The organism is Lachnoclostridium sp. An196 (genome assembly GCF_002160135.1).
Classification (GTDB): Bacteria; Bacillota; Clostridia; order Lachnospirales; family Lachnospiraceae; genus Hominiventricola; species Hominiventricola avistercoris.
The window spans coordinates 19,592-42,670 of sequence record NZ_NFJZ01000016.1 but is presented as its reverse complement, the minus strand read 5'-3'; the positions used below and the strand labels follow the sequence as shown (position 1 = coordinate 42,670).

General features: G+C 51.6%; 21 protein-coding genes, 2 tRNA genes and 2 pseudogenes. 6 read left to right on the top strand and 19 right to left on the bottom strand.

Features of this window, described 5'->3' with window-relative positions; all coding sequences use genetic code 11:
• Positions 1 to 3 precede the first annotated feature (3 nt).
• The 4 genes from B5F29_RS15055 to B5F29_RS15040 all read right to left on the bottom strand — a co-directional run bounded on the left by B5F29_RS15055 (position 4) and on the right by B5F29_RS15040 (position 2,664).
• Positions 4 to 858, bottom strand: a complete 855-nt coding sequence (locus tag B5F29_RS15055) for a CPBP family intramembrane glutamic endopeptidase (RefSeq protein ID WP_087155421.1) — start codon at positions 856 to 858, stop codon at positions 4 to 6.
• 68 nt (positions 859 to 926) lie between these two features.
• Positions 927 to 1,009: transfer RNA gene (locus B5F29_RS15050), tRNA-Leu, on the bottom strand.
• A gap of 98 nt (positions 1,010 to 1,107) precedes the next feature.
• Positions 1,108 to 2,379, bottom strand: coding sequence for a diaminopimelate decarboxylase (locus B5F29_RS15045; RefSeq protein WP_087155420.1), 1,272 nt, complete (start codon positions 2,377 to 2,379; stop codon positions 1,108 to 1,110).
• Between the two features lie 210 nt (positions 2,380 to 2,589).
• A tRNA-Pro gene (locus B5F29_RS15040) sits at positions 2,590 to 2,664 on the bottom strand.
• A gap of 135 nt (positions 2,665 to 2,799) precedes the next feature.
• Between B5F29_RS15040 and B5F29_RS15035 the strand changes: the two genes are divergently transcribed.
• Both B5F29_RS15035 and B5F29_RS15030 read left to right on the top strand, forming a co-directional pair.
• On the top strand, positions 2,800 to 3,597 hold the full coding sequence (locus tag B5F29_RS15035; RefSeq protein WP_162608451.1) for a YdcF family protein: 798 nt from the start codon (positions 2,800 to 2,802) through the stop codon (positions 3,595 to 3,597).
• 53 nt (positions 3,598 to 3,650) lie between these two features.
• The gene (locus B5F29_RS15030) at positions 3,651 to 4,976 is read left to right on the top strand and encodes a M18 family aminopeptidase (RefSeq protein ID WP_087155418.1); all 1,326 of its coding nucleotides are present in this window, start codon (positions 3,651 to 3,653) and stop codon (positions 4,974 to 4,976) included.
• A gap of 26 nt (positions 4,977 to 5,002) precedes the next feature.
• On the opposite strand, the gene B5F29_RS15025 is transcribed toward B5F29_RS15030, so the two are convergent.
• Positions 5,003 to 5,881: an MBL fold metallo-hydrolase gene (locus B5F29_RS15025; protein WP_087155417.1), complete on the bottom strand. Its 879-nt coding sequence runs from the start codon at positions 5,879 to 5,881 to the stop codon at positions 5,003 to 5,005.
• Positions 5,869 to 7,029 (bottom strand): RDD family protein, encoded by a 1,161-nt coding sequence (locus B5F29_RS15020; RefSeq protein WP_087155416.1) that lies wholly within the window; start codon positions 7,027 to 7,029, stop codon positions 5,869 to 5,871. The genes B5F29_RS15025 and B5F29_RS15020 overlap by 13 nt, the downstream gene beginning before the upstream one ends.
• Before the next feature lie 131 nt (positions 7,030 to 7,160).
• Here B5F29_RS15020 and bcp point away from each other — a divergent pair, with 131 nt between their 5' ends.
• The 3 genes from bcp to B5F29_RS15005 are packed head-to-tail and all read left to right on the top strand — an operon-like array spanning position 7,161 to position 9,086.
• A complete protein-coding gene (gene bcp / locus B5F29_RS15015) occupies positions 7,161 to 7,631 on the top strand; it encodes a thioredoxin-dependent thiol peroxidase (protein ID WP_087155415.1) in 471 nt (156 codons plus the stop codon).
• A complete protein-coding gene (gene yaaA / locus B5F29_RS15010) occupies positions 7,628 to 8,383 on the top strand; it encodes a peroxide stress protein YaaA (protein ID WP_087155414.1) in 756 nt (251 codons plus the stop codon). The genes bcp and yaaA overlap by 4 nt, the downstream gene beginning before the upstream one ends.
• A gap of 1 nt (position 8,384) precedes the next feature.
• The gene (locus tag B5F29_RS15005) at positions 8,385 to 9,086 is read left to right on the top strand and encodes an NAD(P)H-hydrate epimerase (protein ID WP_162608450.1); all 702 of its coding nucleotides are present in this window, start codon (positions 8,385 to 8,387) and stop codon (positions 9,084 to 9,086) included.
• Positions 9,087 to 9,201: 115 nt separating this feature from the next.
• Here B5F29_RS15005 and B5F29_RS15000 read toward each other — a convergent pair whose 3' ends face one another.
• From B5F29_RS15000 to trkA, 9 genes and pseudogenes are all read right to left on the bottom strand, one after another.
• Positions 9,202 to 9,471 (bottom strand): winged helix-turn-helix domain-containing protein, encoded by a 270-nt coding sequence (locus tag B5F29_RS15000; RefSeq protein ID WP_087155412.1) that lies wholly within the window; start codon positions 9,469 to 9,471, stop codon positions 9,202 to 9,204.
• Positions 9,468 to 10,076: a protein adenylyltransferase Fic gene (gene fic, locus B5F29_RS14995; protein WP_087155411.1), complete on the bottom strand. Its 609-nt coding sequence runs from the start codon at positions 10,074 to 10,076 to the stop codon at positions 9,468 to 9,470. Before fic ends, B5F29_RS15000 begins: the two co-directional genes overlap by 4 nt.
• Positions 10,077 to 10,289: 213 nt before the next feature.
• Positions 10,290 to 10,829, bottom strand: a pseudogene (locus B5F29_RS14990) (manganese catalase family protein); the annotation flags it as partial.
• A 5-nt stretch (positions 10,830 to 10,834) separates the two neighbouring features.
• Positions 10,835 to 12,901: a DUF6449 domain-containing protein gene (locus B5F29_RS14985; protein WP_162608449.1), complete on the bottom strand. Its 2,067-nt coding sequence runs from the start codon at positions 12,899 to 12,901 to the stop codon at positions 10,835 to 10,837.
• Positions 12,855 to 13,757, bottom strand: coding sequence for an ABC transporter ATP-binding protein (locus B5F29_RS14980; RefSeq protein ID WP_087155408.1), 903 nt, complete (start codon positions 13,755 to 13,757; stop codon positions 12,855 to 12,857). The genes B5F29_RS14985 and B5F29_RS14980 overlap by 47 nt, the downstream gene beginning before the upstream one ends.
• On the bottom strand, positions 13,754 to 14,125 hold the full coding sequence (locus B5F29_RS14975; protein ID WP_087155407.1) for a GntR family transcriptional regulator: 372 nt from the start codon (positions 14,123 to 14,125) through the stop codon (positions 13,754 to 13,756). The genes B5F29_RS14980 and B5F29_RS14975 overlap by 4 nt, the downstream gene beginning before the upstream one ends.
• Before the next feature lie 202 nt (positions 14,126 to 14,327).
• Positions 14,328 to 16,946: a bifunctional acetaldehyde-CoA/alcohol dehydrogenase gene (adhE, locus tag B5F29_RS14970; RefSeq protein ID WP_087155406.1), complete on the bottom strand. Its 2,619-nt coding sequence runs from the start codon at positions 16,944 to 16,946 to the stop codon at positions 14,328 to 14,330.
• Positions 16,947 to 17,161: 215 nt separating this feature from the next.
• Complete coding sequence (locus tag B5F29_RS14965) at positions 17,162 to 18,607, bottom strand: TrkH family potassium uptake protein (RefSeq protein ID WP_087155405.1); 1,446 nt, start codon at positions 18,605 to 18,607, stop codon at positions 17,162 to 17,164.
• Positions 18,608 to 18,623: 16 nt separating this feature from the next.
• A complete protein-coding gene (gene trkA / locus B5F29_RS14960) occupies positions 18,624 to 20,012 on the bottom strand; it encodes a Trk system potassium transporter TrkA (RefSeq protein ID WP_087155404.1) in 1,389 nt (462 codons plus the stop codon).
• A 204-nt stretch (positions 20,013 to 20,216) separates the two neighbouring features.
• On the opposite strand from trkA, the gene B5F29_RS14955 reads away from it, so the two are divergent.
• Complete coding sequence (locus B5F29_RS14955; RefSeq protein WP_087155403.1) at positions 20,217 to 21,407, top strand: recombinase family protein; 1,191 nt, start codon at positions 20,217 to 20,219, stop codon at positions 21,405 to 21,407.
• On the opposite strand, the pseudogene B5F29_RS14950 reads toward B5F29_RS14955, so the two are convergent.
• The 4 genes and pseudogenes from B5F29_RS14950 to B5F29_RS14935 form a co-directional block, all read right to left on the bottom strand.
• Positions 21,382 to 21,480: pseudogene (locus tag B5F29_RS14950) on the bottom strand (manganese catalase family protein); the annotation flags it as partial. The gene B5F29_RS14955 and the pseudogene B5F29_RS14950 sit on opposite strands and share 26 nt — an antisense overlap.
• On the bottom strand, positions 21,481 to 21,750 hold the full coding sequence (locus B5F29_RS14945) for a spore coat protein CotJB (RefSeq protein ID WP_087155401.1): 270 nt from the start codon (positions 21,748 to 21,750) through the stop codon (positions 21,481 to 21,483).
• A complete protein-coding gene (locus B5F29_RS14940; protein ID WP_330397633.1) occupies positions 21,750 to 21,938 on the bottom strand; it encodes a spore coat associated protein CotJA in 189 nt (62 codons plus the stop codon). Before B5F29_RS14940 ends, B5F29_RS14945 begins: the two co-directional genes overlap by 1 nt.
• A 112-nt stretch (positions 21,939 to 22,050) precedes the next feature.
• Positions 22,051 to 22,920, bottom strand: a complete 870-nt coding sequence (locus tag B5F29_RS14935) for a rhomboid family intramembrane serine protease (protein WP_087155438.1) — start codon at positions 22,918 to 22,920, stop codon at positions 22,051 to 22,053.
• Positions 22,921 to 23,079 lie beyond the last annotated feature (159 nt).

The window sequence follows — 23,079 nt, the reverse complement described above, 5'->3', positions numbered from 1 at the left end:
TCGTCACTCCTGTCCATTTCCCCATTCCGGGCCCCGGAAAGTCAGCCAGAGTCCTGCCGCCGTGCACAAAATCATGACAATCAAAAGTATGCCGGTCCACCACACGCCGCCCGGCAAAGCATCCAGCGCCCCCGCCAGATAGGTTCCGCAGAAATTAAAAAGCATATGCAGGATAATCGGGGCCGCCAGAGTACCGGACTTCCGATATGCATATCCCAGCAGGATTCCCAGAAGGAATGCGTATCCGCCCTGCACCCAGTTCATATGCACCAAACCGAAAGCCGCCGCCTGCAGGATATTTGCCGCCCAGAAAGGCATGCCGGTCTGCCCCAGATATCCCAGCGTAAGCCCCCGATAGACGATCTCCTCTCCTAACGGCGCCAGTACCAGCGTGGCAATGGTGGACATCAGCGTCAGCCCGGCTATCCCGCTTTCTTCCACCAGTTCCAGATAATCCGCCATCACTCCGGGCAGCGCCCACTCAAATACCGCCATATAACAGTTGATTACCAGGTAAAATCCAACGCTCAGAATCACCATGCCTGCCAGTCTGTCCGGACGAAATACCCGGAGTATCCTGATCTTCCTTTTTTTATAGACAAACGCGAAAAAGAACCACGGAGCCGTGACAAGCAGAGTCAAAAACTGCGCGATGACCTGAATATCCATCACGGAGCCGAGCAGAAGCTCTGAAGCGCTCTGTCCCAGCGCGCCTGCGTCCATACCCGGGCTGCCAATGGCGATGAAAGCCGTCACCAGAACCATCACAAAGATAATAAATGCATACTGTACAGTCAGAAACACTCCCGTCGGAAGCAGCGCCATGACGCCCTTTGCAATTCTCTTTCGTATACTCATCTTTTCACCCCTTTTCTTTTTTGGTGCAAAAAAGCCTTCCTGCTATCCAGGAAGGCTTTTTGCACAAGTGCAGGAGATGGGACTTGAACCCACACATAGTCACCTACGTCAGATTTTGAGTCTGATGCGTCTGCCATTCCGCCACTCCTGCGTATCAACTATGATAGTGTATCATAGGTTTTCTTAAAATGCAAGAAAATTTTAACTGCCGGACAGGATGCGATGTCCGGCAGTATTCCCCTGTCATTTTCATCGATGAATCAGCTTTTTCCCGATCTCAAAACAATCCAGCGTGGCAAAATAATCGTTCATTGTCTCCGCTCTGCGGATCATCTGCACAGATCCGTCTTCTTTCAGCAGCAGTTCCGCCGACCGAAGTTTTCCGTTGTAGTTATACCCCATAGAATGTCCGTGCGCTCCCGCGTCATGGATGAAAAGATAATCTCCCATATCGATCTTCGGAAGTTTCCGGTCCACGGCAAACTTATCACAGTTCTCGCAGAGAGAACCGGTCACATCGTATACATGGTCGCAGAGAGCATCTTCTTTACCCAGAACTGTAATATGATGATAAGCGCCATAGATGGCGGGACGCATCAGATTCGCCGCACAGGCGTCCACACCAATGTATTCTTTATAGGTGTGCTTCTCATTGATCGCCCGGGTCACCAGCCCGCCGTAAGGTCCGAGCATGAACCGGCCCAGCTCTGTATAGAGCGCCACATCCCCCATGCCTGCCGGAACCAGCACTTCTTCATATACTTTGCGGACTCCCTCTCCGATCACCCGGATATCATTGGCTTCCTGATCCGGTCTGTAAGGAATCCCGATTCCTCCGGACAGATTGATGAAGGCCACGTGTACGCCGGTCTCTTTTGCCAACCGCACTGCCAGTTCAAACAGCACTTTCGCCAGCATGGGATAATATTCGTTGGTCACAGTGTTGCTTGCCAGAAATGCATGGATGCCGAAATGCTCCACACCCTTTTCTTTCATAATACGGAATGCTTCGAAGATCTGCGCCTCGGTCATCCCGTATTTGGAATCTCCGGGGTTGTCCATGATTCCGTTGCTCAGGACGAAGACCCCTCCCGGATTATAACGGCAGCTCATGGTCTTCGGCAGATAACCCACCGCCCTTTCCACTGCTTCAATATGCGTGATATCATCCAGGTTGATGATTCCTCCCAGCTTTTCACAGCAGGCAAACTCCTCCGGCGGAGTATCATTGGAAGAGAACATAATATCCCGGCCCGTGATGCCTGCCGCCTCCGACAGCACCAGTTCCGCCATGGAAGAACAGTCACTGCCGCAGCCGTACTCATGCAGGATCTGCATCAGAAACGGATTCGGAGTGGCCTTCACTGCAAAATATTCCTTAAATCCCGGATTCCATGAAAACGCCTCATACAGGGCCCTGGCATTCTCCCGGATCCCTTTTTCATCATAGATATGGAACGGCGTCGGATAAGTCTTTGCGATCTCTTCAATCTGTTCTTTGGTTACAAAAGGTCTCTTCATCGTACGTCTACAGCTCCTTACCTTGTATTTCTTATATCGCTTTTCTCTGCAATTCCCTTATAGTACGTTTATTTATAATATCATGTTCAAAATCAGATTTCAACCAAACAATTCCGTTAATAAAATGTGGTAAAAACAAAAAAACTAGAGCGGTAACTCTAGTTAATGCCAGATATGCTGTTTGCAAAAACTTGATTTTCAAAGAAAGAATCGGGGTAACAGGATTCGAACCTGCGACCTCACGGCCCCCAGCCGTGCGCTCTAGCCAAACTGAGCCATACCCCGATAACGTGCATTATTATACCTGATATTTTCCGAAAATGCAACACATTTTTTCAGAATTTTCCTTCCCCCGTTGTCCCGCGGCCGTCCATATGTTATAGTCAGGGCATATCTAAACTTTTGATGAGGGAATCCCATATGAAAAAAAGGATTTGTATCCCGCTGTCTCTCCTCAGCCTGGGATATTATCTGTGGCTGGGCGTCCATAATCATTTCCGCCTGTCGGTGCTCCCCTTCTGGCTGCTCCTGTCCCTTTTGCTGCTCTTCATAGCCTTCTGGGACAGGCTGCCGCTGATCAGGAACACGCCCCGCATACTGGTTGCCGCCGTAAAAGGCTGTCTGGCCGCCGGCCTGGCTTTCTTCCTCGTGGTAGAGGGAATGGTGCTGTGGGGTATGGCGCAGACTGCCCCGGAGAATCTGGACTATATAGTCGTGCTCGGCGCCGGCCTGAACGGCAGACGCCCCTCCCATACTCTGGAGCTGCGCCTGGAACGCGCTCTGGTCTGTCTGGAAGACAATCCGGACGCCAAAGTGCTGGTCACAGGCGGGCTGAATGCTTCCGCATCCGTCACCGAGGCCTTCGCCATGGAAAACTGGCTGCTGGAAAAAGGAGTAACCTCCGACCGCATCCTCACCGAAGACGCTTCTACGACTACCGCGGAGAATATGCAGTTCAGTCTGCCTATTCTCCTGAAAGACACAGACGCCGGGGAATTGTCCGTGGGCATCGTCACCAGCGATTTTCATGTATTCCGTTCTCTCTGTCTGGCCTCCCGGGCCGCCAAAGAAGACGCCGGTCCGGACACGGAGATCCATTTATATGGAATTGCCGCTGATTTTCCCGCGGCATCCCTGCCCCATTATATGGTGAGGGAATTTTTCACCATCTGCGTGGATACCCTGAGGGGAAATATGGCGCTGTATACGGGGCCATAAATGTGATACAATGGACAGCAAACAATATTTTAACAGAAAAGAGGTACTTCATTATGAATAAATCTGCCTGTGAGCTTCTCTCTTTCATCCGTCAGAGCCCCAGCCCTTTCCATGCCGTCTGCCGCATGGAGCAGGAACTGGCTGCCGGCGGATATGAAAAACTTTATGAAGAAGACAAATGGGAATTAAGAGAAGGCGGAAAATACATGATCTCCCGGAACGGATCCGCTCTGATCGCATTTGCACTCCCTGAGCATTTTCCGTCCCACGGCGAGAGGGGATTCCTGGTCACGGCGAGCCACAGCGACTCTCCCACTTTCAAGATCAAAGAACATCCGGAGATAGACGCGGAGAAAAAATACATAAAACTGAATGTAGAAAAATACGGAGGCATGCTTATATCTCCGTGGTTTGACCGCCCCCTGTCCGCGGCGGGACGTCTGCTGGTGAAAAACGGTTCCAGGATTGAGACACGCCTGGTGGATATTGACCGTGATCTCCTGATGATCCCCAGCCTGGCGATCCATATGGACCGCAGCGCCAATGAGGGGCACAAATACAATCCCCAGGAAGAGCTGCTGCCCTTGTTCGGCGGACCGGATTCCGCCGGAAAATTTGAAAAACTGGCAGCCGACGCCGCAGGCGTCAGGGAAGAGGATATCTGCGGCATGGATCTCTTCCTCTACAACCGGATGGAAGGCACGGTCTGGGGCGCTTCCGAAGAATTTCTGTCCGCTCCCAGACTGGACGACCTGCAGTGCGCTTTCGCATCCATGAAAGGGCTGCTTCTGAGTGAAAATACCAGACAGATCCGCATCCACTGCGTCTTTGACAACGAAGAAGTAGGAAGCCTCACCCGTCAGGGAGCCTCTTCCACCTTCTTAAAAGATACCCTTACGCGCATTTTCGACAGCATGGGCGCTGACCGGGAAGCGCTGCCGCGCGCCCTTGCCTCCAGCTTCATGATCTCCGCCGATAATGCCCACGCGGTTCATCCCAACTATCCCGGCAAAGCCGATCCGGTGAACCGCCCCTGCATCAACGGAGGTATCGTGCTCAAGCACAGCGCCAACCAGAAATATACCACCGACGGCGTCACCGCCGCTGTCTTCCGGAGCATATGCCGGAAGGCCGGCGTTCCCTGCCAGGATTTCGTGAACCGCTCCGACATCCCCGGAGGTTCCACGCTGGGCAATCTGTCCATCGCGCAGGCAGCCATGCGGACTGTGGATATCGGCCTTCCCCAGCTGGCCATGCATTCTTCCTACGAGACGGCCGGCGTCAAAGATACCGAATATCTCATCCAGGCGCTCCGGACCTTTTACTCCAGCGATATCCGGGTGGACAAAGACCAGATCATTTTAAACGGGGAAGACTGATTTTCAGCCTCCCCCCCGCACAGGTCTCACGCCTGCTGCCAGAGCAGCAGATTGCCGTCGAATCCGGCATTCAGCTTTCCCGTATCCTTCAGCCACGACAGATATGACCGGACCGTACTGCCCACCAGCACATACTGTTCAAAGTTCATGGTCAGGCCATACTCTGTAAATAATTTCTGCAGGATCGTCTCAAAGCACAGCGGTTCCGCACAGATCTCCAGGATGCGTCCGGCGATCTCCCGGACCTTGTCTATATTGTACTGAGCCAGATCTGAAATATCCTCTTCCGGAGCAGCATGAGAAGGGATAAAAAGCTTCGCTTTCATCGTCTTCACTTTTTCCAGTGTCTCCAGGTAAGAGGCCACATCATAGATAAATCCGATCTGATATTTATCCAGCGTCTCCCTGGCGGACAGACAGTCCGCCAGATAGACCACATCGTCGGGCGTCCGGAATCCCGCCATATCGAAGAAATGTCCCGGCAGCGGAATCAGCTCGAATCCTTCCGGCAGTACTTCCCCGGTCAGAGGCTCTGCCTTACTTTCCTGAGCCAGCAGAAACTTATGCCGGAGATCTTTGCACGGATATCCGCCATACAGAAAAGCCGGCTCCAGGATCGGATGACTGGTAAAATCACATTCGATCCCGGGCGCATAGATCCTGCATCCCGTCTGTCCCTGCAGATACTTGTTGCCGCCGATATGGTCCGCATTGGAATGCGTATTGTAGATCGCACGCAGCTTCCATCCGTTCGCGTCCAGGATCTGGCGCACCTTTCTTCCCGCATCCTTGTCGCTTCCGCTGTCAATGAGGCATACCTCAGTATCATTCAATTTTATCAGTCCGATCTTCGCCGGACACTGAATATAATAATTGTGTTCTGAAACCTGTATCAGTTCGTACATGATTCTTTCTCCTTTTCCAATGAAAATTTCAGCGTAAACCCGGCGTCCGTCCCATGATCCGGAACGAGGAAATTGGTCCCGGACCAGTCCGACAGATATTCGTAGGCATAAGAATACCCTTCATAATCCATCTCGCAGTCCACTTCGGCGCCCGATGAAGCGATAGAAAAATTTTCAAAGAATTTCGCGCTGTCCATGACCTTTTCCCTGATTTTATACGGCGGCATGGAGAATACAGAGTAATCTTCCTGCGCGCAGATCCAGGAAAGAGAGCACAGAGACAGCAGATCTCCATAAGAAGGAATCCACTGACTTCCATCCGGACAGGAAATGGTAAAATGAAGCCCCGTCATCACGCCCCCTTCTTCTGTAAACCGGATAAGCGGAAGCTCCGGATATTCTTCTCCGGACGGCAGAATAATCGTACTCTCGCCCTTTTCCCAGGTTCCATCCTCTTTCAGCCGCATGGCAGCGGAATGTCCGCCTGCCTCCACGATTACCAGCAGAACGCCTTCCTGCGGATAATTCAGCGGAGCCTTAATACCATAATAATCCTGAAGCCGGTTAAAGTTCTCACAATATTCCGCCACTGTGATGTCTCCTCGATGAACCGGAACCGCACCGAACTGGTTGATCCAGAAATTCACTCCTGCAAAGACGGCAAAAGACGCCAGATAAACCGCGGCCCGCGCCGGCAGGAACCTCCTGTCCAGGCAAAGAACAGAATCCATTTCCCAGTAAAGCATCTCTCCATTCTTGCATTCTTTATATGATCTGTACTGCCGGAACAACTGATAACCGGGGATAAAATATCCCATCCCTTTTCCGAAAACACCCCACGTCCGCGCAAGAGCCATCCCGTAGGGAAGCCGGTCGCCGTCCGTCCCGCTGACATGTATTCCAAACAGGAATTTCCCCGGAGTCGTTCCGGTCAGAGTAAGAAGGGCAGGTTCCATGAGAAACATCAGACACGCAGATGCGATCAGTTCCGCCAGAGTCCATGAAAGACCGGTCCTGCTCTCTAAATGAAGGTTGACAGCAAGTGTGAGAAATGTATTCCAGATCACACTGTAGACGGAAAGATCAAAAGAACGGGCAAAAAAACGTCTCCAGGGAGCGGTCACTTTCTCTGTTTCTTTTATCTGCATAATCCGGCCTCCTCCTGCCTTATTCTGTTTATATTATAAAGGGTATTCCCGGTCGAGTCCAGAGAGATATCATTGCGAAAACAGTTCTTCTATGTTAGATTATTTCTAAGATACTGTAAGGAGATGAAGACATGTTGGAAACAAACACAAAAGCACCTGATTTTACCCTTCCCGATAAAGACGGCAATCCCGTCAGCCTGTCGGATTTTCGCGGCAGGAAAGTCGTTCTCTATTTTTATCCCAGGGACAACACTCCGGGCTGTACCAGACAGGCATGCGCCTTTGCGGCGGCTTATGACCGGTTCCGCTCCATGGACGTGACCGTCATCGGCGTCAGCAAGGACAGTGTGTCCTCCCATCTGAAATTCGCCCAGAAATATGACCTGCCGTTCATCCTGCTGTCCGACCCTGAGCTTCAGGCCATCCAGGCGTATGACGTATGGAAGGAGAAAAAACTGTACGGCAAGGTAAGTATGGGCGTCGTCCGGACTACCTATATCATCGATGAACAGGGAAACATTGAGAAAGTCATGCCCAAAGTCAAGCCGGATACGAATGCCGCCGAGATTCTGGAATACCTGACCGGAGAAGAGAAAGCATGATCGTCATTATTTCTCCCGCCAAGAAAATGAATGTGGACACGGACAATCTGGCCTGGAAAGATCTGCCCATGTTTCTGGAAAGTACGGAAGAACTCTGCAGCAGAATGCAGAACATGTCCTATGACAAATTAAAGAAGCTCTGGAAATGCAATGATCAGATCGCGTCGCTGAATATGGACCGGCTGCAGCACATGGATCTGCGTAACCGCCTGACTCCTGCGATCCTGTCCTATGAAGGGATCCAGTATCAGTATATGGCTCCCCGTGTCTTCACCGACCGGGAGTTTGCTTACGTGCAGGAGCATCTGCGTATCCTGTCCGGATTCTACGGCGTCCTGAAGCCTTTCGACGGCGTGACCCCGTACCGGCTGGAGATGCAGGCAAAGCTCAAAACAGATCACTGCAAAGACCTTTACGCCTACTGGAACAGCCGGCTTGCCGAAGCGCTCTTTGCGGAAACGGACTGCATCGTCAATCTGGCTTCCAAAGAATACAGCATCTGCGTGTCCAGATATCTGCCGGACTCTGTCCGTTTCATCACCTGCATATTTGGAGAAGAAAAGGACGGCAAGGTGGTGGAAAAAGGGACTATATGCAAGATGGCCCGCGGAGAGATGGTACGCTATATGGCAGAAAACCAGATCACAGATCCGGAAGCCATCAAATCTTTTGACCGGCTGAACTATCATTTTGACGCGGACCGGTCTGATGACCGCACCTTTACCTTTCTTCTGAATACTAATGGAGGATGATATGATCGATTGTATATCTGTTGAAAATATGCGCCAAAGCGATGCTTACACCATCGCTCACCTGGTTCCGGGCCTGGAACTGATGCGCCGGGCTGCCCTGGGCGTCTTTCAGGCCGCAAGATGGCAGAATCACACGGCCATCCTGGCCGGTTCCGGCAATAACGGAGGCGACGGTTTCGCGCTGGCATGTATTCTCAAAGAACATGGGTATGACTGTACTGTATTTACCGTCGGCTCCCATCTCTCAGAGGACAGCTCCTACTATGCCGGCAAATGCAAAGAAGCGGAAATTCCGATCTGCCCCTTTGTCCCCGGCTGCCTGAAAGGCTATGACAGGGTAGTGGACTGTCTGCTCGGTACCGGTTTTCACGGCGCTCTCCGTGAACATTACCGCAGCGCCATCGAAGAGATCAATGCTTCCGGTTCTTATATCATCAGCGTGGACATCAACAGCGGCATGAACGGCGACACCGGTGAAGCAGAACTGGCAGTCCGCTCCGATCTCACGGTAACCATCGGCTTCGTCAAAACCGGCCTGGTATCGGAAAATGCAGGAAAATACATGAAACACCTGATCTGCGCGGACATCGGAATCATCCTTGTCAAAGAAGAAAAAAAGATCTGCGGCAGCGGCGAACCCCTGGCTCCCGGCTGCCTTCCCTGTCCTGCATGGCTGGATATGAATATTCTGAAGGTTTACTAAAAACGCTGCTCCTCTCCCGTACCCGGCAGATGGAGCAGCGTTTTGTCTTTTATGATTTTGTGGTGCCCGTATCGAACACCGGGGTCTTTCAGTTCTTCCATACTCGTCCCCCGTGTCAGCTGATGGACAATGGTACAGACCATTTATTAAAGAGCAAATCTTTAATAGCAAAATTAAACTTAAAATTGAACTCTTTATATGTCTTGCCTGTTTTCTTTGAGATTTTAACTATTTCAGAAAATTCCGCTATTTGATCATCCAAATCGGCAATTCGCTCTTTGATTTCCGAACGTTCCAGCTGGCCACCTGCTTCCTGCAGCACTTTTAGTATCGGCTTTATCAAATATGCCACTTTTCCGTCAGAAGACATTTCTGTTAAATTCACAACAATTCCTCCGTCTTAAACGTCGTATAACCTTCGTAATAATAGCTGTGGTCGATGCCTTTCATATAAACCTCGCGGCTGTTAATATCATCCGTCAGGGCATTCTTTAACAGATATTTTATTTCGATGTCCTTAATCGGGCTGCGTTCCATGGCGAGCAGGTAATCTTCTTTATCAACCTTGCTCCAGTCAACGACCTTATAAAGCTCAGCTTTAAACATCAGATCCAGCCAGATACGCATGCTTCGCCCGTTTCCCTCCCGAAATGGATGGGCAATATTCATTTCTACATATTTCTCAACAATTTCATCAAATGTGGACTGCGGCATCTTATCAATATTTCCAAGTGCTGTTTCAAGATACATTAAAGGCGCAAAACGGAAATTACCCTTCGCGAGATTTACCGTTCTGATTTTTCCGGCAAAGTCGTAAATCTCCTCAAAAAGGTATTTGTGTATGGCCTGGAGCGAGGAAAATTTCCCGGGTTCCAGCTTATCAAGCACACCGTCTCCAAAGAGTTCCGCAGCCTTTTTCTTGCTGATACGCTCTTCCTCACGGGCAAGATCCGCTGAACTTGTGAGTCCTAATTTATTCTCAAGCGCCATACCACACCTCCGAAATCATTTTATTCCCGCAGGCAGCGAGCCTGGAAGACACGCCTGCACGTTTATATGGCGGCTTCCTCCCAACATCTAAAGATTATCATATCATCCGCAGGAATTCAATGTTTCACAGGGATTTGTATGGACTCCATTTTCCAGTAAAGATAAAAACGCTGCTCCTCTCCCGTACCCGGCAGATGGAGCAGCGTTTTTCTTTTATGATTTTGTGGTACCCGTATCGAACGCCGGGTTCATGATATAGAAATTTCTGGAATCCAGTTTATCCTGCACCAGTCTCAGGGCTTCACCGAATCTCTGGAAATGCACGATCTCCCGCGCCCGCAGGAACCGCAGCGGATCCAGGACCTCCGGATCTTTCACCAGACGGATCAGGTTGTCGTATGTCGTCCGAGCTTTCTGTTCCGCAGCGAGGTCTTCCGTGAGGTCGGTGATCGGATCTCCCGTAGACTGGAACGTAGACGAGGAGAACGGCTCCCCCGACGCAGCCTGGGGCCAGATACCGGCGGTATGATCCACATAGTAGGCGTCAATACCGGATTCTTTCAGTTCTTCCATGCTCATCCCCCGTGTCAGCTGATGGACGATGGTACAGACCATTTCCAGGTGCGCCAGTTCTTCAGTACCTATGTCGGTCAGCACCGCCATGCACTCCTTATACGGCATGGCGAACCGCTGGGACAAATAACGCATGCTGGCGCCCAGCTCCCCATCGGGACCTCCCGACTGCGAAAAGATAGGATTTACGGCGCCTGATCCAGCCCCAGATCCTCCCGGAGAAAATCCGGGAGTTCCGAAAGGGCAAGATCATAGTTTTGATAATCGTACTCATTCTGCGCCCCCGCAAGTGTCACCCTTGCCCTGACCCCGTAGACATAGAGCGAGTCCGTATCATAATACCAGTCTGCCCGCCTGCTTCTCAGGCAGGGAAAGATCTGGCGGATCTCTTCCGGATCTGTATAGGTGTATGTCGTTACCTGTCCGCTGTACTCGTCGTCATAATCGTCCACGTCCACTGTTATCACTGTCGACGGATCACACACCGTCTGTATTCCCAAGTCATCGAGAGCTGCCAGCGTACGTTCATAGTCCGCATACACAGGATAAGACCCCAGCGTGCTGTCATAGTCGCCATACCAGGAATCTCTCTCGATCCGGAAACTTAAGGTCCCGATCTCCTGCGTAAAACTGTCGGCCAGAGACGCGTCCCTGAGGTCTGCGGTGAACGCTTCATAGACTCTTTCCATATCCTGGGCGGACAGTGTCTGTTCGTATTCCTGCCCCAGGAAATCCCGGTAATGGATTCCTTTGTAGTATTCCAGATGTTCTTCGTCCGTCAATATGGAGAAACTGCCCTCCTTGTATTCTTCCGAATCATACACCTGGGCCAAAAGGCGTACCTGTTCTTCATTGCATTGCGGATACTGCCGATAGATTTTTCGCCCGCTTTTAGTGGAAAAACAAACCGTTATCCAACTCCCATCCATCTGCTGCTCATTGTCGTCCGCCTCCAGAGTCTGAATGCTCTCTGCCGCCAGATCATATGCCGCGTCCAGATCCGTCAGACGCATATGGTTCATCCGGTAAGAGTTTATGGATTCATAATACGGAAGCCCGTCCTCTCCCCAGCTGTAGGCGTCCTGCTCTGTGTCCAGCATGCTTACGTTTACCGCCATATGTGCCAGAGAATCTTTCCGGGGCAGATAAGCATCATATCCCGTCAGGTCCTGCACGAATACCAGCAGTACAAATCCGGAAACTGCCAGACACAGGGCAGAACTCTTCCAGTGGGCAAACCCCTGCCGAAAGGAAAGCGCCGTCACCATCTCCATAAAGACACTGGAGATCAGCCAGAGCACCACGGTTCCAAAGAGGTACCATCCCATGCTCATCCTCATGGAATAGAAGAACCAGCCTCCCATCAGGCCCGCCGGGACGCACACCAGAAACTTGAACGGCAGCCGCATCCAGGGAAACGCCAGCGCCCGGTCCGAAGCCTCCGACGGACGTACCCGGTACAAAAGCAGCGCGAGCGCGCTGAACCCGGCGGCGACCAGAAGACCGGTCAGTACATGCACAGGCCATCCTTCTCCATATACAGTCAGACCGGTATAAAAGCACAGCGGCGACAGAATCGTTCCCGTATCTTCCAGCCATGAACTATGCACGTAGGTGCGCAGGAAGGAGTCCATCAGGCATACCCTCAGAAACCGTACAAAAATACCATATAAGTAGAAGAAACCGATCATCAGGATATTGACCGGCAGATTCCCCGTCAGGAACGTGGCCGCAAGCGCGATGGAATACAGCATCAGATATGCCGTCATATGACCGGCAAACATGCACGCGGCGCCCCGCAGCACCTCTCCGGTCACGCCGCCACCGGCAGCGGCCAGCAGAAGCGTAAGCAGCAGATTGATCCCGAAAGAAAGCAGATAGATCAGGATACCGTTCACATATTTGGCGGCGAACAGGGTTTCTCTCCGAACCGGCAGACTGTGATAATAGTCCGTACCTGATCTTTTATGCAGATAGGCAAATCCTCCCGGCGCGCAGATACATGCCGCCGCCACCGTAACAAAAGGCAGCATCAGCGATCCACTCGAGCGTAACAACTCCTCCGCCGTTCTCATGGCGCGGATCGGGTCTGTTCCTATCTGGCTTCCCAGCATCAGCAGGTATGCGGCAGGCAGGCACAGAAAAAATACGATAAGTCCCAGCAGAAGACTCCACGCCCGCTGCTTAAAGTCTGTCTTCAGAATCCTAACAAATAATTTTCCGGACGTCATATCCCGCCACCTCCGTTTCACTGATAAAGATCTCCTCCAAAGACAGGGGCAGGAGTTCATAAAACACCGGCTCCGCGGCGCGGATCTTCGCCTCCGCCGTCTCACGGTCTCCCCTCAGCGTCACCGTGTGAAGCATCCCTCTGCGGTCATCGGCAAGGATTTCCAGCGGCGCAAAAAGTTCCTGTGTCGGGACCTCTTCTTTCAGCACAAACTGCACTTTGTGTATATTCAGTTTCATGTTTTCCAGTTCGCCGGACAGCAGAATGCCGCCCGCATGGAGAAGTCCCACATCCTCACAGATATCTTCCAGTTCCCGAAGATTATGGGAAGCGATGACCGGGGTAAAATTCCGCTCTTCCATCTCGCCCGCGAAAAGGCTTTTTGTCGCCTGGCGCATGACCGGATCCAGACCGTCGAACGCCTCGTCGCACAGAAGGTAGGAAGCCCCGGAGCAGATCCCGCAGATGATGGACACCTGTTTCTTCATCCCTTTGGAAAAGGTGCCGGTCTTTCTCTTTTCATCCAGCCCGAAGCTCTCAAACAGCTTCCGGCAGCGTTCCATCTGAAAATCCGGATAGAACAGCTGGTAGTGGGACGCCGTCTCCAGCGGCGTGGCACCCGGGAGAAAATACTGTTCATCCGATATATAGAACATGCGGCTCTTCGTCCGCGGCCTCTCGTACACCGGCTCCCCGTCCACAAGGACCGTCCCTTCATCCGGGCGCAGCACCCCCGACAAAAGCCGAAGAAACGTGCTCTTTCCGGCTCCATTCGTCCCCACCAGGCCGAAGACTGCCCCGTCCCGGATCTTTGTGGTGATGTGGTTGACTGCCAGAATCTCTCCGAAAGATTTGGCCAGCCCGGTCGTCTCAATCATGCCTTCTCCCCTCCTTCACACTGATCGATCACTTCTTTCAGAAGCCGCGGATCCATCCCCAGACACATGGCCTTTTCTGCAAGCCTCCGCTGTTCTTCCAGGATATTCTCCCTCTGCTCTTCCAGATATTCTGTCTTCTGCGAGACAAAGCTCCCCTTTCCCGGGACCGAATAGGTGTAACCCTTCCGTTCCAGTTCCTGATACGCTCTCTGGATCGTGTTGGGATTGATAGACAGATCCATGGCCAGACTGCGCACGGAAGGCAGCTGGCTCTCCGGCGGCAGTACGCCCCGGATGATCAGCTCCGCGATCTTTTCCGTCACCTGCTCATAGATCGGCCTCCGGTCCGAATAATCTATGAGGATCATATCTATTCCTCCGTTCTACTGTATTAATCGTCCTAGTACAGTTAGTATACTATACGCGGCAGCTTCTGTCAATTTAAGAATCCCCGGCATCTGACACCAGTTTCCGGACAGACTCCTGCCTCCATGATCCCGCCGGGCACACAAAAATGCGGCGCCGCAGACGGTACCCGCCTGCGCGCCGCAGTCTTTTACAGAAAGGACGTTATCCCTCGTAATATGCTTTCAGATAGATCTCTTTGATCTCGGACATCAGCGGATATCTTGGGTTGGCGCCGGTACACTGGTCATTGAAAGCGTTCTCCACCATCTCATCCAGCGTTGCCAGGAAATCTTCTTCCTTGACGCCGTAATCTTTGATCGTTCTCTTGATGCCGACCTTCTCTTTCAGTTCCGCTATCGCCTTGATAAAGTTTTCAAATACTTCATCATCGTCTTTGCCCGGAATACCGACGAATCTCGCCACTTCGCAGTATCTCTCCTTCGCGTGCGGATACGGATACTGGGAGAACGTACCCATCTTTACCGGAGCCGGACCCGCGTTGTAGCGCATCACCAGTTCGATCAGCAGCGCGTTTGCCACTCCGTGGGGCAGATGATGGTAAGCGCCCAGTTTGTGCGCCATGGAATGGCAGACGCCCAGGAACGCGTTGGCAAACGCCATACCTGCCATCGTGGACGCATTGGCCATCTTCTCTCTGGCGATCGGATCGCCCGCGCCCTTCTCGTATGCGCGCGGCAGATAGGTAAAGATATTTTTCGTCGCCATCAGTGCCAGTCCGTCGGTGAAGTCCGTCGCCATGATCGACACATACGCCTCCAGCGCATGGGTCAGCGCGTCGATACCGGAGGCGCTGGTCAGGCCCTTCGGCTGCGTCATCATGAAATCTGTATCAATAATCGCCATATTCGGAAGCAGCTCATAATCCGCGATAGGCCACTTGGTTCCAGTCTCCGCATCGGTGATGATCGCGAACGGCGTCACCTCGGAACCGGTACCGGAGGAAGTGGGCACCGCCACAAACATGGCCTTCTCGCCCATCTTCGGGAATACATAGACTCTCTTGCGGATATCCATGAAATCCATGGCCAGATCTTCGAACCTGCATTCCGGATGCTCATACATGAGCCACATGATCTTGCCAGCGTCCATGGCGGAACCGCCGCCCAGGGCGATGATCACATCCGGCTCGAAGGCTCGGAGCTGCTCCACGCCCTTCTGTGCCGTCTGCAGGGTCGGATCCGGAGCGACCTCATGGAAACACGCATATGTAATGCCCATCTCGTCCAGCTTGTCCGTGATCGGCTTCGTCATACCGCTGCCGAACAGGAAACCGTCCGTCACGATAAACGCTTTCTTTTTGTTGTAGTATGTTTTCAGCTCGTCCAGCGCCACCGGAAGGCAGCCCTTTTTGAAATAAACCTTCGGCGGGGTCTTGAACCAGAGCATATTTTCTCTCCTTTCGGCAACGGTCTTGATATTGATCAGATGCTTCACATTTACGTTCTCGGAGATCGAATTGCCGCCATAGGAACCGCAGCCCAGAGTCAGCGACGGGGGCAGCTTGAAATTGTACAGATCTCCGATTCCGCCGTGGGACGAAGGTGTATTTACCAGAATACGGCAGGTCTTCATGCGCGCCGCATGCATTGCCATCTTCCCGGTCTGGGACGGATGGATATAGAGCGACGAAGTATGTCCGTATCCTCCGTCCGCGATCAGCTGCTCGGACATATCCAGCGCCGTCTCAAAATCAGGCGCTTTATAAAGTGCCAGTACCGGAGAAAGTTTCTCATGAGCGAACGGCTCGGAGATATCCACCGACGTCACCTCGCCGATCAGAATCTTTGTCTCCGGCGGCACCTGGAAGCCTGCCAGCTCCGCGATCGTGGCCGCTTTCTGTCCTACGATCTTCGCGTTTACCGTGCCTGCTTCCGTCAGAAGTATTTTGCGCATCTTATCCAGCTCCTCCGGACTGAGCACATGACAGCCGCGCTTCACAAACTCTGCCTTGACCTCATCGTAAATGTCCGCCAGGGCGGTCACAGACTGCTCAGACGCACAGATCATGCCATTGTCAAATGTCTTGGAATGAATCACGGAATACACAGCCGTCTGGATATCGCAGCTGCTGTCCATGATAACCGGCGTATTGCCCGGACCCACGCCGATGGCGGGTTTTCCCGAAGAATATGCCGCCTTGACCATGCCGGGACCTCCTGTGGCGAGGATCACATCCGCCGACTTCATCAGCATATTGGAAAGCTCCAGCGTAGGCTCCTCGATCCATCCGATAACGCCTTCCGGCGCTCCGGCTTTCACCGCGGCGTCCAGTACAACCTTTGCCGCTTCGATCGTACATTTCTTTGCGCGAGGATGGGGGCTGATCAGGATCGCGTTCCTGGTCTTCAGGCAGATCAGGCATTTGAAGATCGCCGTGGAAGTAGGATTCGTGGTCGGGATCACCGCTCCAACCAGTCCCATGGGTTCCGCGATCTTTTTGATGCCGTAGGAAGTGTCTTCCTCGATCACGCCGCAGGTCTTCACATTTTTATAGGAGTTGTACATATACTCTGCCGCGTAATGATTCTTGATCACCTTGTCTTCGACTACGCCCATACCGGTCTCCTCGCACGCCATCTTTGCCAGCGGAATACGCTGTTTGTTGGCTGCCATCGCCGCCTCGAAAAAGATCCTGTCTACCTGCTCCTGAGTGAAGGTGGCAAACACCTTCTGTGCTTCTTTCATGGCCTCGATCTTCTGCTGAAGCAGTTCCACCGCGCTCATGGGCTCCTCTGCCCTGCTCTCTTCCTTTCTTGCCATAAATTACCTCCTTTATAATGGTTTAAAGACATATGCGATGCATATGATTTCTATACGAGAATACGGAGGCGAATGTCCTTCTCCTCCGTATTCTTTGCTTCATTCTACCATGTCTTTATGTTGTTGAAAAGAGATTTTCCGATAATTAAATTATTAACAAGAAAGTTTTCAGAAAATCAATATCTGAGCATGCCCACACAGAAATTTCTCCCGGATCAGTTCCATCTCTTCCTTCCGCGGATCTTCAGAAGCAGAATCAGCATGGGAAAGATTTCCAGTCTTCCTGCCAGCATATCAAACGTGAGCACCAGCTTGGACAGATTGGAATAGATGGAAAAATTCCGGACGGGTCCCACCTGATTCAGTCCCGGTCCCACATTATTGAATGCGGAAGCCACTGCCGAGAAATTCGTTATGCCGTCGAAATTGTCCAGCGATACCAACAGGACAGAAGTCACGAAAATGATCAGATAAGCTACCATAAACACATTAACGGATCTCATCGTCTCATGTTCCACTATTTTGCCCTCGAAACGGACTTTTCGCACATTCCGGGGATGAAGGATATAAGCCAGTTCTTTCAGCACAGACTTTGCCATAATCACAATCCTTGATACCTTGATGCCGCCTCCCGTGCTGCCCGCGCACGCGCCGATAAACATCAGAAGCAGCAGGATCTCCCTGGAAAATTCCGGCCAAAGGTCAAAGTCCACGCTGGCGAAACCGGTAGTCGTGATGATGGACGCCACCTGAAAGGCCGCGTGAAGCACCGTCTCGCCTATATTTCCAAATATATGGCAGATATTAAACGAGATCATGATCACCGCCGCCGCTATAATGCCCAGGTAAGCGCGGACTTCCTCGCAATGCACCGCTTCTTTCCATTTTTTACAATAAATCAGGAAATACTCGTTGAAATTCACACCAAAAAGAATCATGAAAACCGTCAGAATAATCTGAACTGCCGTATTATAATCCGCGCATCCGCTGTTGAGCACGGAAAAACCTCCGGTGCCGGCGGTGGCAAACGTAAGATTAATCGAGTCGAATACCGGGCATCCGAACAGAATCATAAGAATCATCTGGAGCACAGTCAGAAAAAGATAGATTACATACAAAATCTTCGCCGTACTCCTTACCCTCGGAACCAGTTTGCCCACGGACGGCCCCGGGCTTTCAGCCTTCATCAGATACATACCGGACGCTCCCATAGGAAGAATCGCCAGCATAAAAACCAGCACCCCCATACCGCCGATCCAGTGGGAGAAACTTCTCCACATCAGAATAGAACGGGGCAGCGCTTCCACATCCGTGGCCACCGTCGCGCCTGTGGTCGTGAAGCCGGACACGATCTCAAAGAGCGCATCAAAGGGATTCGGATAAGCGCCGCTCACACACAGGGGAATCGCTCCGACAATACTCATGACGATCCAGCACAAAGCTACTGTCGTATAACCTTCCGAAGAGAAGATCGTGGCGTCCTCCGGCCGTTTTCCTCTCACCAGCCGGCCTGCCGCCAGACAAAACAGCGCCGTTGCCCCAAATACCTGCAGACATCCCCATTCCTGATAGACAACCGCCGTCAATATGGGGATCAAAAATAAAGCCGCCTCTATCTGCACCAGGGCGCCGACAATATAACGCATCATTTTCAAATTCATAACTGTTTTCCCGTCCTTATCTGCTGTACAAAGAAGCAGTCTCCTGCTTTTTCAATACGTCCTTGATATCTTTCAGCTCTCCGCATCTGGTCGTGATCACGACTACGGAATCCCCTGCCATCAAAGTGTCCTGTCCTCTGGGGAGGATCGTCTTTCCCTTCCGGTTGATGGCACAGATCAGCAGATGCGACTTCAGTTCCAGTTCCTGCAAAGGTATGCCTGTGACATCTCCGCTTTCCTTAATAATGAATTCCAGCGCTTCTGCCCTGCCGTCCGCCAGACGGTACAGTGTCTCCACATTGCTTCCGATGGAATTCTGCATGGCGCGCACATACTGGAGAATACTCTCTGCTGTAATATGCTTAGGGTGGATCAGGCTGCCGATATCCAGCGTGTCTATGATCGTGTCATAAGTATCATGATTCACTTTTGTGATCTTCTTTGCATGACTCATACTCTTGGCGTACAGAGAAAGCATAATATTCTCCTCGTCCATATCTGTCAGCGCTACAAACCCTTCCGCGTCGCGCAGTCCCTCTTCCTCCAGAAGCCCCTGATCCGTACCGTCGCCCTGGATGATCATGGCCTGCGGAAGCAGTTCGCAGAGTTCTTCACAATGCCTCATATCCTTTTCAATAATCTTCACTTTGATCTTCATGGCGAGAAGCCTGCGCGCCAGATAATATGCCGTCTTGCTGCCTCCGATGATCATGGTGTTTTTCACCTGATTGGTCTGTACACCCATCAATTTGAAAAAACGGCTTGCGTTCAAAGGAGAAGCCACAATAGAAATCGTGTCATTCGCCTGGAGTTCCATTTCTCCATCCGGGATTATAACCTTTCCTCCCCTCTCTACGATGCAGACCAGCGCCTCGCATTGGGTCAGCTCCGAAATATCTTTCAGTTTTCTGCCGGCAAGCGGGCTGGATTTCTCCACCCGGAAGCGCAGCAGCTCGATCCTTCCTCTGGCAAACGTATTGATCTCGATGGCCGAAGGAAAACGCAGCAGCCGGGCAATCTCCGAAGCTGCCGCGAACTCCGGATTAATCACCATCGACAATCCCAGTTCTCCCTTTATATGACCGATTTCCTGATGATATACAGGATTCCGCACTCTGGCTATCGTCTTGCATCCTCCTGCTTTTTTCGCGATCAGGCAGCAGAGCAGATTGACTTCATCCGCATTGGTCACTGCGATCAGCAGATCCGCTTCATCAATTCCTGCTTCTTTCTGAATATTATAACTGGCTCCGTTGCCGACGACCCCGCGTACATCCGCTTCATCCGCCATGTGCCGGACTACGTCTGTCTTCTGGTCGATCACCGTAATGTCATGCCCTTCCCTGCTAAGCTGTTCCGCCAATGTGGAACCTACTTTCCCGCATCCGGCTATGATAATGTTCATGCTTTCTCTATCCTCCCGAATTCTTGACAAAATCTTAATTGTTTTTTTTCTGTCTTTACGAAATCTTAATCCAATATAGCACCACCTGTCGAAAACCGCAACAAAATGAACAGGATCTTAACATCCTCTTTGCAAATAGCCGTCCCTTGCCCCATATATTAGACATAAAACCGGAACAGCCGCTCCGGCGGCAGTTAAAGGATTATGCAGACAGGCGCAGCTTATATCCGTGTATCTACAGAGGAACAGACAGAATATTCACCCGACAGCCAGCTTGGCAGGATTCGGGATTACGCAGACGCTCATCAGATTCTTCTCCCGGAAAAATACATCTATCTGGACGAAGGAATCAGCGGCCGGCATGCGCGGACGCGTCCCGCCTTCATGCGCATGATTTCTGACGCAAAAGAAAAACCCCGTCCTTTCGATGTGATCTTGTTATGGAAATTCTCCCGTTTCGCCAGGAACCGCCAGGACAGCATCCTGTACAAGTCCATGCTGCGCAAAGAATGCGGCATTGAAGTGATCTCCATCACCGAACAGCTCTCCAAAGATCCCACCTCTATACTCATTGAAGCTCTGCTGGAAGCTATGGACGAATACTACAGCCTCAATCTGGCGGAAGAAGTCCGGAGAGGTATGAATGAAAAGTTCTCCCGTGGAGGCGTCGTCTCTGTCCCTCCTTTCGGCTATCGCATGGGAGACGGCCACTTTGTCCCGGATCCTGAAAAAGCCTCTCTGATCCCCCAAATTTTCCAGGATTATCTGGCCGGCAAATCCTCCCGGCAGATTGCCGCTGCACTCAACGCCGCAGGCATACGCACTAACCGGGGCAAGCCATTTCAAAGCCGCACTGTCGACTATATTCTCTCCAATCCGACCTATACCGGCAAACTGCGCAGACGGATGCATCCCGGACAGCAGGAGATGACCCTGACAGCAGGAGAACATATTCCTCTGATATGTGAAGAGGTTTTTCTGTCTGTCCAGCAGACACTTGCTTCCAGACGGCGCTGTCTTCCGCCTCACGCGCGCCAATCCCCTGCCGATTTCATGCTCCGCGGCCTGGTACGGTGCGGAAATTGCGGTGCCACACTCACCCAGTCCGTCAGAGGCAAATATCTGCAATGCTGCCGCTATGCCAGGGGGCAGTGCTCTGTCAGCCACTCGGTGTCCCTTGCCTGGCTTAACGACAAAGTCCTGGAACAGCTGGAAACAGCCCCCGCATGTCCTGCCCGGTTAAAGCGCTCTCTTCCTATTCTGCGCTCCGACAAAATCTCTGAAAATGAAAAAAACGAGCTTCTCCGCTCATTTTTGTCTCAGATCGTTTTCCGGCGTCCGGACAATACCATCACTCTATCTTTTTGCAGTCGGGACCTCCGAACTGGGAGATGATCAGCCGTGCCATCTTAGGATTTGCCTTGGTAATATTAATCGGATACTCCAGTCTTTTTTCATAATTCCACATCTAGCACGCGCCTCCTTCCCAGGGCCAGGGCTGGTTAATCCATTCCCACTGCTCCTGCCCTGCGGGAGCGGTGTCCAAGGTCAACGGTCCGTAGATCGCCGCATAGTCGTCCAGCGCCTGTCTCCGAAGCTGGCTGTATTCGCGGAAATAAGCGAGCGCTGTTGGATCTGCGGGATGGGTGTCCAGGTACAGATTGGCTTCCACCACCGCGAAGCTGACCATATTGATCCAGGACAGCATTTGTTTCCTGGTAGGCTGTCTCTGTGCCATTACCTGCACCCTCCCCTCACACCCAGAAACGGTTTATCCAGTTCCGGGAAGATCGTACCGCAGGCGAGCGCTTTATCCAGATCGTATACTCTGTGCCAGTGCTGCCAGGGCACATATGCCATTGCCGGCGGAAAATTATTTTCCCTGTTCATTCCTCTGGTACAGGAACATCTCTGATATTCTTCCAACTTTCAAAATCCTTTCTGTTTTTTCCTCATTTTATCCTATGTCATGCAAAAAAAAGCGTGAAAAAATGGTGCGGCCAAAAAGCCGCACCGCCGTTATCATTATTTTCAAAATTTACTTTCGATGTTCATGCGTAAACAGGTGATCCTGACAATATTCATAATTTCCAACACATTTGGAGCAGAAGCGGAATTCCAGATCATCCCCGTCCGCCTCCGTCCTGCCGCACACTGCGCAGCGATGATGGGCGCTCTTCTGGGAAGCCGTGCGGACTTTCTTCGCATAAGTCCTCTTTCTCTGTACCTGTTTCGGAGAAAACTTGTTCCGGTTCGCAGACAGGTAAAAAATCACAAAATTCAAAAGCGATACCAGCGCCGCCACGCTGGTGCCCACAGACGGAAAAATTCCGACCTGCATCAGGGCCATTCCGGAAGGGCTGAACGGGCTGACAATGAATCCGGATATGATCGCCACTGCAAAATAGAGTCCGTAAAAAATGCCGATCCATTTACACTTGATCGGAAGAATAAAGAACAGCAGGAATTCCACATCCGGATACAAAAATGCAAATGCCAGCAGCAGAGAAGAATTCAGGTAATAAGTCCCCAGTGAAAGATTCCATCCAAAAACCAGGTAAACAACCAGGCATGCGATCACATGCAGAAGTACTCCCGAAAAGAAATACAGATTAAACCGGAATGCTCCCCACTGATATTCCAGCATCCTTCCCATAAAATAATACATATATAATGAGAACAGGATAAAAATAAAACTTCCTGTAGGCGGCATCAGCAAGAAAGTGAATATCCTCCAGATCTGCCCATGCAGAATAGCCGCCGCATCCAGACACAGCCACTGCTCATAGAAACCATACGCCACGATATTCAGTACGAATCCCACCGCATATAGTATAATGATATAATACATCAAATTGTGGATCGCGTATTTTCCGAACCTGCGTTCCAGCTTATCAATCCAGTTCATATGATAGAAACATTCCTTTCCCGCCGGCCTGCGGCCTGCCATAGTATAACTGTGCATCCAGCCGATCTTCCGGCCGGATGCACGTTCAAGTCACATTATAGATTTTCCCAGGCTGTTTGTCAATGAACTGGGATTGATTTATACATCCGCAAATCTTTA

Excerpts from the sequence above, each read along its gene's own strand:
- B5F29_RS15005 (WP_162608450.1), top strand. The coding sequence starts at position 8,385 with ATGATCGATTGTATATCTGTTGAAAATATGCGCCAAAGCGATGCTTAC.
- B5F29_RS15030 (WP_087155418.1), top strand. The coding sequence starts at position 3,651 with ATGAATAAATCTGCCTGTGAGCTTCTCTCTTTCATCCGTCAGAGCCCC.
- yaaA (WP_087155414.1), top strand. The coding sequence starts at position 7,628 with ATGATCGTCATTATTTCTCCCGCCAAGAAAATGAATGTGGACACGGAC.
- trkA (WP_087155404.1), bottom strand. The coding sequence starts at position 20,012 with ATGAACATTATCATAGCCGGATGCGGGAAAGTAGGTTCCACATTGGCG.
- bcp (WP_087155415.1), top strand. The coding sequence starts at position 7,161 with ATGTTGGAAACAAACACAAAAGCACCTGATTTTACCCTTCCCGATAAA.
- B5F29_RS15025 (WP_087155417.1), bottom strand. The coding sequence starts at position 5,881 with ATGTACGAACTGATACAGGTTTCAGAACACAATTATTATATTCAGTGT.
- B5F29_RS14945 (WP_087155401.1), bottom strand. The coding sequence starts at position 21,750 with ATGGCACAGAGACAGCCTACCAGGAAACAAATGCTGTCCTGGATCAAT.
- B5F29_RS14935 (WP_087155438.1), bottom strand. The coding sequence starts at position 22,920 with ATGAACTGGATTGATAAGCTGGAACGCAGGTTCGGAAAATACGCGATC.
- B5F29_RS14975 (WP_087155407.1), bottom strand. The coding sequence starts at position 14,125 with ATGATCCTCATAGATTATTCGGACCGGAGGCCGATCTATGAGCAGGTG.
- B5F29_RS14965 (WP_087155405.1), bottom strand. The coding sequence starts at position 18,607 with ATGAATTTGAAAATGATGCGTTATATTGTCGGCGCCCTGGTGCAGATA.
- B5F29_RS15045 (WP_087155420.1), bottom strand. The coding sequence starts at position 2,379 with ATGAAGAGACCTTTTGTAACCAAAGAACAGATTGAAGAGATCGCAAAG.
- fic (WP_087155411.1), bottom strand. The coding sequence starts at position 10,076 with ATGGCGCTTGAGAATAAATTAGGACTCACAAGTTCAGCGGATCTTGCC.
- B5F29_RS15035 (WP_162608451.1), top strand. The coding sequence starts at position 2,800 with ATGAAAAAAAGGATTTGTATCCCGCTGTCTCTCCTCAGCCTGGGATAT.
- B5F29_RS15055 (WP_087155421.1), bottom strand. The coding sequence starts at position 858 with ATGAGTATACGAAAGAGAATTGCAAAGGGCGTCATGGCGCTGCTTCCG.
- B5F29_RS15020 (WP_087155416.1), bottom strand. The coding sequence starts at position 7,029 with ATGCAGATAAAAGAAACAGAGAAAGTGACCGCTCCCTGGAGACGTTTT.
- B5F29_RS14980 (WP_087155408.1), bottom strand. The coding sequence starts at position 13,757 with ATGATTGAGACGACCGGGCTGGCCAAATCTTTCGGAGAGATTCTGGCA.
- B5F29_RS14955 (WP_087155403.1), top strand. The coding sequence starts at position 20,217 with ATGCAGACAGGCGCAGCTTATATCCGTGTATCTACAGAGGAACAGACA.
- adhE (WP_087155406.1), bottom strand. The coding sequence starts at position 16,946 with ATGGCAAGAAAGGAAGAGAGCAGGGCAGAGGAGCCCATGAGCGCGGTG.